This window comes from Nocardioides marinus (genome assembly GCF_013408145.1).
GTDB lineage: Bacteria > Actinomycetota > Actinomycetes > Propionibacteriales > Nocardioidaceae > Nocardioides > Nocardioides marinus.
Genome location: NZ_JACBZI010000001.1, coordinates 3151535 through 3163574, shown reverse-complemented (window position 1 = coordinate 3163574; position 12040 = coordinate 3151535). Strand labels below are relative to the sequence as shown.

8 protein-coding genes are annotated in these 12040 nt (G+C 72.5%); 4 read left to right on the top strand and 4 right to left on the bottom strand.

Translation table 11 applies throughout. The annotated features are described in order from the left end of the window. Positions 1 to 99: 99 nt before the first annotated feature. On the top strand, positions 100 to 333 hold the full coding sequence (locus BKA05_RS15000; RefSeq protein ID WP_179532146.1) for a hypothetical protein: 234 nt from the start codon (positions 100 to 102) through the stop codon (positions 331 to 333). Positions 334 to 386: 53 nt separating this feature from the next. Here the strand turns inward: BKA05_RS15000 and BKA05_RS14995 are convergent, their stop codons facing one another. Both BKA05_RS14995 and BKA05_RS14990 read right to left on the bottom strand, forming a co-directional pair. Then, positions 387 to 1469 (bottom strand): Fic family protein, encoded by a 1083-nt coding sequence (locus BKA05_RS14995; protein WP_179532145.1) that lies wholly within the window; start codon positions 1467 to 1469, stop codon positions 387 to 389. Between the two features lie 96 nt (positions 1470 to 1565). Then, on the bottom strand, positions 1566 to 2600 hold the full coding sequence (locus BKA05_RS14990; protein ID WP_179532144.1) for a TIGR03617 family F420-dependent LLM class oxidoreductase: 1035 nt from the start codon (positions 2598 to 2600) through the stop codon (positions 1566 to 1568). A 113-nt stretch (positions 2601 to 2713) separates the two neighbouring features. On the opposite strand from BKA05_RS14990, the gene BKA05_RS14985 reads away from it, so the two are divergent. After that, positions 2714 to 2863, top strand: coding sequence for a hypothetical protein (locus tag BKA05_RS14985; protein ID WP_179532143.1), 150 nt, complete (start codon positions 2714 to 2716; stop codon positions 2861 to 2863). Between the two features lie 191 nt (positions 2864 to 3054). On the opposite strand, the gene BKA05_RS14980 is transcribed toward BKA05_RS14985, so the two are convergent. Further along, positions 3055 to 4509 carry an MFS transporter gene (locus BKA05_RS14980; RefSeq protein ID WP_179532142.1) on the bottom strand — a complete coding sequence of 485 codons (1455 nt, stop codon included), beginning with the start codon at positions 4507 to 4509 and terminating at the stop codon, positions 3055 to 3057. 97 nt (positions 4510 to 4606) lie between these two features. Between BKA05_RS14980 and BKA05_RS14975 the strand changes: the two genes are divergently transcribed. Together BKA05_RS14975 and BKA05_RS14970 are read left to right on the top strand one after the other, a co-directional pair. Beyond that, positions 4607 to 6592: an acetoacetate--CoA ligase gene (locus tag BKA05_RS14975; protein WP_179532141.1), complete on the top strand. Its 1986-nt coding sequence runs from the start codon at positions 4607 to 4609 to the stop codon at positions 6590 to 6592. A gap of 420 nt (positions 6593 to 7012) precedes the next feature. Then, positions 7013 to 10642 (top strand): hypothetical protein, encoded by a 3630-nt coding sequence (locus BKA05_RS14970; RefSeq protein WP_179532140.1) that lies wholly within the window; start codon positions 7013 to 7015, stop codon positions 10640 to 10642. Between the two features lie 195 nt (positions 10643 to 10837). Here BKA05_RS14970 and BKA05_RS14965 read toward each other — a convergent pair whose 3' ends face one another. Continuing rightward, positions 10838 to 11917 carry a sensor histidine kinase gene (locus BKA05_RS14965; RefSeq protein WP_179532139.1) on the bottom strand — a complete coding sequence of 360 codons (1080 nt, stop codon included), beginning with the start codon at positions 11915 to 11917 and terminating at the stop codon, positions 10838 to 10840. Positions 11918 to 12040 lie beyond the last annotated feature (123 nt).

Here is a 12040-nt window from a genome sequence, read left to right as displayed (position 1 = left end):
GGCGACAGACTCGGCCGGGACGACTCGCGGGTGGTGTCACGGGTGCGCTCGCCTGCTCGAGCGTCGGGTGGGCGGAGGTCGAGGGCGATGGCGCCGACGATGGCGACGACCCAGATGCTCGCGATGGTGACCGCGCTGGTAGAGGTGCAGCGCCTGGACCTGGCGCTGCATGGGGACCGAGACCTGCGCCTGCTGGACGGCGGGCTGGACGGCGGGCCTGACGACGGAGTCGACGACCGTGTCGAGGATGCGCACGACGACCACCTACGCCGAGAGAGAGGGAGCGGGTACGACGGAAGGAGAACAGACGTCGTCGCTGACGACAATCCCTAGCAGTTTGTCGCAGAGGTGGTGCGCGTCACCCCGCGTCCTGTGCTCAGGCGAACTCAGTCGGGTCTGGTGAGGACGTCCAGCAGCTCGTGGTTGACGAACAGGAGCTCCCTGCCGACCTTGGTGTCACGAAGCAGGCCGGCGGTCACCAGGGCGTGCAGCCAGGTCGAGGCCGTCTGTCGCGAGACGTCGCAGCGCTCGGCGACGGTGTTGATGCGGCAGTAGGGCTGTTCGAACAGCACCGCCAGGAACCGAGCGTCGCGGCCGCCCGGTGTTGCAGTCCTGGCCCGCTCGGCGATGTCGTCCTGACAGGTGCGGATGGCGGAGATCTTCCGGGTGGTCGACGTGGCGGCGTCGTGCACCACGTCGAGCATGTACAAGACCCAGTCGGTCCAGGCGCCCTCCGCAGTGACCGCCCTGAGCAACCGGTAGTAGTCGTTCTTCCGCGCGATGATGGCGCGCGAGAGGTAGAGGACGGGGTCCTCGAGCAGGCCGGCCTCGATGAGCATGAGGATGTTGATGGCACGGCCTGTGCGTCCGTTGCCGTCGTGGAACGGGTGGATGGCTTCGAACTGGTAGTGCGCGACGGCCATCCGCACCAACGGGTCGAGGTCGTCCTCGGCGTGGACGAACCGCTCCCACTCCGTCAACTTCTCGCGGATCAGGTCGGCGCCCTCGGGTGGCGCGTAGACGACCTCACGAGTGGCGGGGTTGGCGATGCGGGTTCCCGGGACGGCACGCACCGCCATGTCCCGTCCGTGGAGCTCGGAGCAGATCGCGGCCGCCGTACCTGCTGTCAGTGGCCGGTGTCTGATGGAGGCGAGGCCTGCGAACAGTGCGCTCCGATAGCGCAACGCCTCCTTGGTCGCGGGGTCTCCTCCGCCCGAGTCGACGTGCTTGAAGAGCTCGTCGGCCGTGGTGACGATGTTCTCGATCTCCGAGCTCGCCTGTGCTTCCAGCAGTGGCAGGGCGTGGATGAGGATGCGCGGGTTCGGGAGCAGCTGCCCGGCCTGCGCCAGGGTGGCCAATGCGGCCCGCGCCTCGATCGTGGCCTTGAGGACGGCCTTGGGCTCCAGGTCGACGCCTGCCGGTGGCGCGGCAGGCAGCTCGTTATAGGGCCGGTCGGCATCCCATGGCATGTGTTGGCTCCTTCGACGCTTTCCCGAATCGTGTTAGAAAGCGAGCCAGAACTTAACACGTTCTGATGATGTGTCACCTGAGGTGACACATCACGCTCACCCCGTCACCGTCACCGTCACCGTCACCGTGACCAGGGCGGTGACCAGGTCGCGGACCTGCTGGGCACCGGGGTCGTAGCCGGGGAAGTAGGCGCAGACGCGGTCGGTCAGGTCGCCGAAGCGGCGGTGCAGCTCCGCGGCGCACTCCTCCGGGGTGCCGCGCACCGCGAGGGTCTCGAGCATCCGCTCGTCGACCTTGGCGATCATCTCCATGATCGCGCCGGTCTTGGACAGCGCGTTGAGCTCGGGCTGCAGGTCGCCCCAGCCCTCGGCGTCGAGGACGGGCCGGTACGCCGGGGTCGAGCCGTAGAAGGCGAGCAGTCCGCGCACGCCGAGGTCGGCGCGCTCCTGCTCCTCGGGCGTGCGGCCCATGGCGAGGATCGCCTGGGGGTAGACCTTCAGGTCGGTGGGATTCTCGCGGTCGCGCAGGCCCTCCTCGATCGCGGGCAGCGTGTTGCGCCGGACGTGGGTGTGGGAGTGGAACGGCATGACCAGCAGGCCGTCGGCGACCTGGGCGGCGGTGCGGGTCATCAGCGGGCCGAGCGCGCCGAGGAGCACCGGCGGGACGCCGTACGGGTTGGGGCCGGGGTTGAACGTGGGCGGCATGAGCGTGTGCCGGGTGAACTCGCCCTCGAACCGCAGCCGGGTGCCGTCCTGCCACGCGGTGAGGATCGCCTTCGTGGCGAGCACGGCCTCGCGCATGCGGGCGGCCGGGCGCGACCAGGTGGCGCCGTACCGGTTCTCGACGTGGGGCTTGATCTGGCTGCCCAGGCCCAGGCGGAAGCGGCCCTTGCTGAGCAGCTGCAGGTCGTACGCCGCGTGGGCCAGGTGCATCGGGCTGCGCGGCGTCGCGATCGCGACGTTGGTCATGAGGTCGACGTCGACCCCGGCCGTCGCGGCCGCGACCAGCGGGAAGAAGACGTCGTGGGGGCCCTCGAAGGTGAACAGCCCCTCCACGCCGGTCGTGGCGAGCTCGGCCGCGCGGGCGGCGGCGGTGTCGGGGCGGGCGTCGAGCTGGATGTCGAGGAGCACGGGGTGATCGTGGCAGAGGCGCGGGTCGGGTGTAGCGGGGTTCGCGGTGCGGTCGCGGGGGCGCTGTGGAGAGCCGGGTGCCGCACGTCTGGCTGCGGCGTACCGTGGAGGGCATGAGCCACCGGGCGAGCGACGACGAGGTCCGCGACCAGGCGCGCCAGGAGCGCGACGAGGTCGTGGATGTCGATCACGCCACGGCGATGGCGGCTCTGGACAAGATCCGGAAGCGGGACGCCGAGCTCCTCGAGCGCCTGGCCCGGTGAGCCGGCGGCGTACCGGTGGACGACTCGCGGGCCTGGGTGGGTGCCCGGCGGTTGTCGCCCCACCGGGTCTCGGCGACGGCTCGCTGGGACCCGTCCTCTCGGCATCGGATGCGGCTGGCGCCGAATCGTGCTCGAAGTAGCGCCGAGTCACGCTCGAAGCGGCGGCGGGTCAGCGTCGAGGTTGCGCCGGGTCAGCGGGGGGGGGGGAGGGTCGGGCGGCGGTCGAGGGCGATGGCGCCGACGATGGCGACGACCCAGATCCCGGCGATGGTGAGCAGGGCCCGCTCGAAGCCGGTCTCGCCGCCGCCGTACGCCGCCATCAGCGCGACGGAGACCGCCGAGCCGGCGGTGAAGCCGAGGTAGCGCAGCACCTGGTTGAACGCCATCGCCGAGCCGGTCTCCGCGGCGGGGACGTGGGGGACCATCAGCACCGCGAGGCTGGAGAAGGTGAACCCGGAGCCGAGGCCGCCGAGCGCCATCACCGCCAGCGCCTGCCACAGGTGGTCGTGCCACACCGCCAGCGCCAGCGTCGCGCTCATGAACATCAGGCTCCCCGCCGGCAGCAGGACGCGGTGGCCCACGCGCGCGAGCACGAGGCGGGCGAGCTGGTTGCCGATCACCGACATCAGGGAGTACGGCACGAGCACCATGCCGGCCGCGAGCACGCTCTCCCCGAGGCCGAAGCCGGGGGAGTCGGCGCGGACCAGGACGACGACGAGGGTGAGCAGGGAGTACATCCCGAGGCCGGCGACGACCGCCACCAGGTTGGGCGCGGCGATGCCGGGGCGCACGGCCAGGCGGAGGTCGACGAGGGGGAACCTGCTGCGCAGCGTGTACGCCGTCCAGCCGGCGAGACCGAGCACCCCGAGGGTCCCCAGGCCGATCGTCCGGCCGCTGGTCCAGCCCCACACCTCGCCCTCGGAGACCGCCAGCAGCGTCGCCAGCATCGCGACCGTCAGCCCCGCGGCCCCGACCCAGTCGACGCGGCCGCGCTCGTCGCCCGGGGCCGGTGGCACGAAGCGCCACGCCAGCACCAGGCTGAAGGTCGTCAGCACCGCGCCGAGCAGGTAGGCCGCGACCAGCCCGCCGAGCTCGGCCATCAGCGCGGTGAGGGGGTACCCCAGCCCCGCGCCCGCCACCATCGTCACGCTCAGCAGCGCGATCGCGCGGGAGGTCTGCTCCCCGGTCGTCTCGTCCCTGGCCACCGCCATCGCCAGCGGCAGGAGCGACATCCCGATGCCCTGCAGCGCCCGGGCCGCCACGAGCACGCCGAAGCTGCCCAGTGGCACCGACGCCGCGGCCAGGATCGTGCCAGCCAGGACCGTTGCCAGGCCCGCGAGGATGGTCGGGCGGCGTACCCTCCCCGCCGCGAAGCGGCCCACCACCGGGGTGCTCACCGCCCCCGCGAGCAGCGCGGCCGTCAGGCTCCACTGCGCGGTCGTGAGGCGGACGTCGAAGTGCTCGACCACGCTCGGCACCAGCGGCGCCCCGAGGCTGCTGGTGATCGCGGTGATCGTGGTCAGCAGGGCGAGGGTGGTGAGGAGGAGGGGGCGGGGCGCCGGCGGGAGGTGTGGTCTCGACGCCCGCTCGTCGCTGGCGCTCCTCGCTGCTCGACCACCGAGTGCGGCCGACGTCTGGTTGTCCACGTCAAGCACGGTAGGTGCTCAGGCCGGTGGGGGCAGTGTCCGCGGACCGCTCTAGGGTGATGGGGTGAGCGAGGACACATCTCGGACGGTCCCTCCGATGCTCTGGCAGCCCGAGCCGTGGGAGGCATCCCGGTTGGGCCGCTTCGCCCTGCGGCTGGAGGCCGACTACGGCGTCGACCTCGGCCGTGACTACGAGGCGCTGCGCACGTGGAGCCTGGAGCACCTCGACACCTTCTGGCTCGAGGTCTGGCGCGAGCTGCGGCTCCCCGCGGCGCCCGAGCCGACGGTGGCGCTGGCCGACGAGCGGCTGCCGGGAGCCGTGTGGTTCCCCGAGGTCACCACCAACTACGCCGAGGCGATGCTCGCGCTGCCCGGTCGCGCCGACGACGACGTCGTCGTGGTCTCGCGGTCCCAGTCGCGCGAGGAGCGGACCTGGACCGCCGCCGAGCTGCGTCTCGACGTCGCACGCGTCCGGGCCGGCCTGGTCTCGCTCGGTGTCGAGCGGGGCGACCGCGTGGCGGCGTACGCCCCCAACGTGGGGGAGACCCTCGTCCTGCTGCTGGCGACCGCCTCGCTGGGGGCGATCTTCTGCTCGGTGGCGCCGGAGTTCGGCACCCAGTCGGTCGTCGACCGGCTCGGGCAGATCGAGCCGAGGGTCCTGCTGGTCGTCGACGGCTACCGGTACGGCGACAAGCCGGTCTCCCGCGAGGCTGAGGTCGCCGAGGTGCTGGCCGCGCTGCCGACCGTGACCGGGGTGATCCACCTGCCCTACCTCGACGCCGCCTCGACCGGCCCGGCCGGCACCGCCTCCCGCCACACCGTGCTGTGGGCCGACCTGCACCCCGACCTGCGCGAGGTCGTGGCGTTCGAGTCGGTGCCCTTCGACCACCCGCTCTACGTGCTGTTCTCCAGCGGCACCACCGGGCTGCCCAAGCCGATCGTGCACGGCCACGGCGGCATCACGCTCGGCCACGCGGCGGCGCTGGCGCTGTTCACCGACCTGGGGCCGCAGGACCGCTTCTCGTGGTTCTCCACCACCGGCTGGATGATGTGGAACTACCTGGTCTCCGGGCTGATGGTCGGCTCCACGATCGTGCTCTTCGACGGCAACCCCGCGCACCCCTCGCTGATGGCGCAGTGGGAGCTGGCCGCCGAGACCGAGCTGACCTACTACGGCACGTCCGCGCCCTTCCTCATGGCCTGCCGCAAGGAGGGGCTGACGCCCGGGGCGTCGCTCGACCTCTCGCGGCTGCGCGGCATCGGCTCGACCGGCGCCCCGCTGCCTGCCGAGGGGTTCCGGTGGGTGCACGAGGCGGTGTCGTCGACCGCCCAGCTCGGCTCGATGTCCGGCGGCACCGACGTGTGCAACGCCTTCGTCGGCGCCACCCCGCTCACGCCGGTCTGGGAGGGCGAGATCTCCGCGCGGCTGCCCGGCATCGGGGTCGAGGCGTACGCCGAGTCCGCGCTCGGTGCCGGTGACTGGGCACCGGTGGTGGGTGAGGTCGGCGAGCTCGTCGTCACCCGTCCGATGCCCTCGATGCCGGTCGGCTTCTGGGGCGACGAGGACGGCTCGCGCTACCACGCGGCGTACTTCGAGGAGATCCCCGACGTGTGGCGGCACGGCGACTGGGTGACCGTGACCTCGCGGGGCTCCCTGGTGATCACCGGCCGCTCCGACGCGACGCTGAACCGCGGTGGCGTGCGGCTCGGGACCTCGGAGTTCTACCGCGTCGTCGAGGAGCTGCCCGAGGTGCGCGACTCGCTGGTCGTTCACCTCGAGGACCCCGCCGGCGGGGCGGGGGAGCTGGTGCTCTTCGTGTCGCTCGCGCCGGGGGTGTCTGCGTCCGAGGACCTGCCGCGCACGATCGCAGGGGTGCTGCGCCGCCGGCTCTCCCCGCGCCACGTCCCCGACACGCTGCAGGTCGTCCGCGCCCTGCCACGCACCCTGTCGGGCAAGAAGCTCGAGGTCCCGGTCAAGAAGATCCTCCGCGGCGCCTCGCCGGAGGACGTCGTGGCTGCCGGAGCCCTCGACGACCCCTCCGCGCTGGCCGACATCGCCGCCTACGCCGCCTCGCGGGGCTGATGCCTCTTCTGTCCCTGGCGTCCCAGGAGTCGCACTGCGGGGATACTCCGCATTCTTTTTCACCCTTACTGCGCAGTAAGGGTGAGATCGAATTCGTCGTATCCCGGCCGCACCCCATCTGACAGGCCCGCCTGTCTAGTCCGGTACGCCGCTGGCCGACCGAGCAGGGGAGTGACCCGCGACACCCTCGTGCCACGCGTGACCTGACAGTCGACTGACACCTCCGCGACCGGGTGGCCGACCCCGGTGGCGGCCCGGGGAGCGGTCGGATTGATACGGGCTCTTTACGGCCCGATACCCCCATGAGTACGTTCCGGCCCGGGTGGGAGACCCGTCCTCCACCCGTCGGCTGGGGAGGGAACCCACCTCGCTCGGCCGTGTGCTCCCTCCATGTCCGACCTCCCCCCACAGGAGCCCTCCGTGCTCGCTCGTCCCCTCCTGCGACGACCCCTGCCCAGACGCCTGCCGCGACCCCTCGCGGCGACCGTGGCCGCGCTCGTCGCCGTCCCCGGACTCGCCCTCCTCCCGATGGCCCCGGCCCATGCCGCCCTCAACAGCCCGACCGCCGGCTCGACCCAGTCCGGCGTCGTGTCGGTCCGGGAGGCGAACGGCGCCTCCAACAACTGCGTCGCCGGCCAGGGCTCGCCCTACACCCGCTTCCAGGTCACCCGCGCCGACGGCACCGTCGTCGGCTCCGACCAGCAGTCCGGCACCGGCGCCAAGACCTACGCCTGGTCCTCGGTGGGCCAGCCCCGCGGCGCCTACGTCGCCCGCTCCTGGACCCGCTCGGCGGAGAAGTCCGGGTTCCTCAACCTCGGCTGCAGCAACCGCTCGGAGGTCGCCCAGCCGACCGTCTCCTTCACCGTCGACAACCACGCCGCCGTCGCGCTGAGCCTGCCGGCCACCACGGTCACCGGCGAGGACCTCACCGTCGGCGTGCAGACCTCGATCGTCGGCAGCGGCGTCACCGGCCAGCCCCTCGGCGGCCGCGAGGTCACGCTGACCCTGCCCGGCGTCGAGGACGTCGAGCCGGTCGTCGTCGCCACCGACGGCACCGGTGCGGGCACCGCCACCATCGACCTCCCCGACCTCGCCACCGGTGAGCTCACCGTGGCCGCCGAGGTCACCACCGACGACCTCTACACCGGCGACGCGACCACCGCGACCACGCAGCTGACCGCTCGTGCCACCCACGTCTTCTACCGCGGCCACACCCGCGGCCAGCCCGGCACCGACGCCCAGCTCGTCGGCCGTCTCGTCGACGTGACCGCCGACTCCGACCGCTACGGCGAGCGGGTCCCCGGCCGCACGGTCGTCCTCGCCCTCGGCGACGACGCCGCCCCCGCAGTCACCGACGACGACGGCGACGCCCGCCGCCAGGCGCCGGTCACCGGAGCCTCCCGCGTCACCAGCGTCTCCGCGACCTTCCCCGGCGACGACGTGTACGCCGGCAGCTCGGAGACCCTGAAGTTCTACGTCGGTGATGCCGCGGCCGAGCCGGCCCCGGTCGTCGCCACGCCCGTCCAGGGCAACGCCACTGGCCTGGTCGGCTGGCTGGGGGGCCTGCTCGGCCCGGTGGTCACGATCATCGAGACGATCGTCTCCCCGGTCGAGAACGCCGTCGGCGTCCCCGCCGTCTCCGGGCTGCTCGAGGCGCTCGTCCCGACCCTGCAGGACGGCGCCGGCACCCTGGGCGCCGGCATCGACGAGGCCCTGGCGACCATCGACCGCGAGGTCCTCTCCCGCACCCCGCTCGGCGACCTGTCGAGCACCGCGCAGTACACCTGGCGCGCCGTCAGCATCGGCGAGGGCGGCGTCGTCCGACGCGAGGAGTTCGGGGCCGTCATCGGCGTACCCCAGCTCCTCGACGTCACCGGCGACGGCACCGCCGACCTGATCGCCAACATCCGCTTCTCCGGAGTCGGTCTCAGCAGCACCGACGGCTTCTCGGCCACGCCGCGGCTGGAGATCGTGCGGATCGGCGACGTCAGCCAGCAGCTGCCGCTGAGCCTGCAGGCCGTGCTCGACCTGGCCGGCGGTGAGGAGGAGTACCGCTTCGGCTACGACACCCGGGACTCCAACGCCCCGCGTGACTTCGCCGCCGACCTGGTCCTGGCCGACGGCGGGGTGACCCTCCAGGTCGCCAGCTCCGGCGAGGACGCCCTCGACGTGACCGGCGCGATCGTGCCGGCCGCCGCCGACGGCCAGCCCGCGACCACGCCCACGGAGCCCGCCGACCTCGAGGCCCCGCTCCCCGCGCCCCCCGCGCCGGCCGAGCAGCGCTTCGCGATCAGCTTCGACTCCGCGCCCTCGCAGGCCGCCATCGGTCTCGACCTCGGGTCGGACTCCCGGCTCGCGGCCCGCTTCAGCACCGACCGCCCCACGGCCGTCGGGCTGTCGATGACCGACGACTCCGGCGCCGACCGGGTCTTCCTCGCCGACGGGCTGATCGACGACGTCGACGGCGAGGTCGGCATCCTCGTGGACGGCGACACCGACAGCGGCCTGACCGCCGAGGTCACCAGCCCGACCGGGCTGGAGCAGCTGTCGCTGCGCGCCGTCGAGCTCGACGCCGGCCGTACCGCCTCCGACGTGCGCCTCGCGCTCACCGACGTGCCCGACACGGTCAGCTTCGCCCTCGACGCCGCCGGCGCCGGGGCGCTGACCGCCAGCGGCGCGATCGGCGTCTTCGAGGCCGGCTACGCGTCCGGTCGGGAGCTCGCGCTGCTCGACGACCCGGCGTACCTCCGCCTGGACCAGCTGGGTGACGCCTCGTCCGTGGCGCTGCGCCTGCCCGGCTTCGAGGGGCTCTCGCTGGACCTGACCGACGACCTCGCGATCGGCCTCACCACGGCGCCCACCCCGCTGCGGGCGCTGGCCGACCTCGACGGCCTCGAGCTCGACGCCCGCGTCCTCGACGCGCCGCACCGGCTCGACCTGGCCCTCGGGCGCGACGGTGCCGTGCGGATCGCCGGCTCCGACCCGATCTCCGAGGTCCTCGTGGACGCCCACGACGACGCCGGGATCTTCGACGGCTCCACGGACCTGTCCCTGCGCCTGGTCGACGTGCCCAGCCTGCTCGAGGTCGGCGTCAGCGACGGCGGTGTCTCCTTCGGCACCGGCGGCGAGCCGATCGGCCTGCTGGAGGTCTTCGCCGACAGCGGTACGCCGGTGGACCTGCCGGCCGACGCCGACGGCCTGGTCCTGCGCAGCTCGCCCACCGGCACCCAGGTCGCCGGCCGGGTCACCGGCCTGCGCACCATCTCGGCCTCGCTGGACGGCCTGCCCGAGGTGCTGCTCGACACGGTCGCGGGCAAGGTCTTCGGCATCGAGGTGGTCGAGACCGACGCCGGCGGCGCCGAGACCGGTCGTCTCACCGCGTCGATCGACCACCTCGTGCCGAACGTGCGGCTCGGGCTGGTCGACGACGGCTCCGGTGCGACCCGGCTGCGGTACTCCGCCGACGAGCCCACCAACGCGCTGACCTTCGACCTCGGCGACCTGAGCGGCTCCATCAGCAACCCGCTGCCGCGGGCGCTGGAGGTCTGCCAGGCCGGGGACGAGGCGTGCCTGCCCGAGGTCGGTCTCGCCGACCCCACCCTCGGGTCGGTGCGGCTGTGGGCCGACGAGACCACCACCCTTGACATCGTCGACCCCAGCGGCTCGATGAACGTCAACGGCCTGCGGCTGCGGGTGCTGGACCTCACCGGCTCGATCGACGGCGACACCGGCGGCCCGCTGTACCTCAACACCACCGAGTACGGCGAGGGCTGCGAGACCGGGTGCGCCCGGCCGATCGAGGGCGGCTCCATCACCTCCGAGCTCGACTCGGTGAAGCTGACCTTCGAGCCGGGCAACGGGTTCAACGCCGACCGGGCGCTGACCAACCTGAAGGTCGACAAGATCCTCGGCGTCCCGGTGGGGCTGTCGGGGCAGAGCGGGACCGGCGCGATCACCTGCGTGCCGGCGACCAAGATCCAGGTCAGGGTGCTGGACCTGCTCAACGTGTCCATCAAGGACGCGCTGTGCAACGTCCCGCGCACGAACTGACCTGAGGACCCGGCCCAGGCGCCGGGGTCCGGGGCAGGCGGCTCCCTCCGCCCGCTCCGCACCCCGGCGTCTCGGTCGCGTGCGGTGGGGTCACTCCTGTCCCAGGGGTCACATCGGCGGGGTACTCCGCATTACTTTTCACCCTTACTGCGCAGTAAGGGTGAGAAGTGATGCGTCGTAACCCGGCCGGCGCCCTCACGCAGCCGGCAGGCTCACGCGGAAACCAGCACCCCCGAGGGCCGCCTTCTCGTAGTCGATGGTGCCGTTGTTGGCGGTGAGCAGGTCGCGGACGATGTAGAGCCCCAGGCCCGAGCCGCGCTGGGAGCCGGTGCGGGCCTCCTGGGCACGGCTGTAGCGCTCGAAGAGCTGCGGCACGAAGCGCGGGGGCACCCCGGGGCCGTCGTCCTCGACCAGGATCTCGACCCGCCGGTCGTGGACCTGCGTGGTCACGCGCACGTGCGGTCCGCCGTACTTGCGGGCGTTGCCGATCAGGTTCGTCATCACCTGCTCGAGGTGCACCGGATCCACCCAGGCGACGGCGGGGACGAGCCCGGAGGTGTCCACCTCGAGCTCCTGCTCGTTCATCTCCGCCGCGCTCAGCGCCGCCTGCACCGCGGTGCCGACGGCGTCGCGCACGTCGAGCGCGGTGGGCCGGGCGGTCAGTCGCCCGGAGTCGATCGACTCGGTGGTCAGCGCGTTCTCCAGGAGGTCCACGATCGTCGTGGAGGCGCGCTCGATGCGCCGCGCGATCGAGGTGACCTCGTCGTCGTACGGGCCGGTCGACAGCAGCTGCGCGAACCCGGCGATGACCGACGCCGGCGTGCGCAGGTCGTGGGCGAGCATCGCGGTGAAGTCCTGCAGCGCCTGCACCTGCTTCTTGTGCGAGGTGATGTCGAGGATCTGGGAGATGAAGTAGAGCGGCTCGTCGTCGAGGCCGCGCACCAGCGCCACCGAGAGCAGCGCCCACACGGTGCGACCGGTGCGGGTGAAGTAGCGCTTCTCCATCTGGTACGACGTGATCTCGCCGGCGAGCGTCTGCTGCAGCAGGCCCAGGTCGAGGTCGAGGTCCTCGGGGTGGGTGATGTCCTGGAAGGTCATCGCCAACAGCTCGACCTCGTCGTACTCCAGCATCTGCAGCAGGGCGCCGTTGACCTGACGCCAGGTGCCGTCGAGCTCGACGATCGCCTGGCCGATGGGGGCGTGGGCGAAGGTGAGCTCGTTGCGGGCCAGCTGCTCGCGCAGGGCGCGCTGGTAGGCGCGGTCGCTCTGCTCCATGCTCCTCACCCACCCCCGGGTGTCCACGGGCCACGGTGTGGCCGTCCCTGGGGATCGTAAAGGTGGGGTCGGCGGCCGTCCCCGAAACCCCACCGCCTTCACTTTGCGGGGCGCCGGGGCGGG

Excerpts from the sequence above, each read along its gene's own strand:
- BKA05_RS15000 (WP_179532146.1), top strand. The coding sequence starts at position 100 with ATGGCGACGACCCAGATGCTCGCGATGGTGACCGCGCTGGTAGAGGTG.
- BKA05_RS14995 (WP_179532145.1), bottom strand. The coding sequence starts at position 1,469 with ATGCCATGGGATGCCGACCGGCCCTATAACGAGCTGCCTGCCGCGCCA.
- BKA05_RS14985 (WP_179532143.1), top strand. The coding sequence starts at position 2,714 with ATGAGCCACCGGGCGAGCGACGACGAGGTCCGCGACCAGGCGCGCCAG.
- BKA05_RS14975 (WP_179532141.1), top strand. The coding sequence starts at position 4,607 with ATGCTCTGGCAGCCCGAGCCGTGGGAGGCATCCCGGTTGGGCCGCTTC.
- BKA05_RS14965 (WP_179532139.1), bottom strand. The coding sequence starts at position 11,917 with ATGGAGCAGAGCGACCGCGCCTACCAGCGCGCCCTGCGCGAGCAGCTG.